Annotated in this window: 1 protein-coding gene; it reads left to right on the top strand. The window is 68.3% G+C overall.

Going from position 1 to position 477, the window contains the following annotated elements; genetic code table 11:
• Nucleotides 1–477: beta-galactosidase (locus tag IF54_RS40210; RefSeq protein WP_037821244.1), on the top strand; the 477-nt coding region annotated here is incomplete at both ends.

Here is a 477-nt window from a genome sequence, read left to right as displayed (position 1 = left end):
CGCCCGCCCCGCCCCCTACATCAACGCCGAGGTCGACAGCGGCGGCCTGCCCGGCTGGCTGACCACCAAGGCCGAGGACAACCGCAGCGACGACCCGCGCTTCCTGAAGTACGCCGACGAGTGGCTGACCCAGATCGACCGGATCATCGCCCGGCACCAACTCACCAACGGCACCGGCTCGGTCATCGCCTACCAGGTCGAGAACGAGTACTACAACGGCTCCGCGGCCGCCCGCTCCTACATGAAGCACCTGGAGGACAAGGCCCGCGCCGACGGCATCACCGTGCCGCTGACCGGCAACAACAACGGCACCTTCAACTCCGGTGACGGCGCCCTCGACGTGGACGGCCCGGACTCCTACCCGCAGGGCTTCGACTGCTCCAACCCCACGAAGTGGAACGGCGTCCCCGACATCAGCTACGACCACCCGGCCGGAAGACCCCTGTACTCCCCGGAGTTCCAGGGTGGCGCCTTCGA

The sequence above is a fragment of the Streptomyces sp. NRRL B-3229 genome (assembly GCF_000719505.1).
GTDB lineage: Bacteria > Actinomycetota > Actinomycetes > Streptomycetales > Streptomycetaceae > Streptomyces > Streptomyces griseorubiginosus.
Note: the sequence above shows the minus strand (reverse complement) of the source record. Positions and strands in the feature narration are given on the sequence as shown.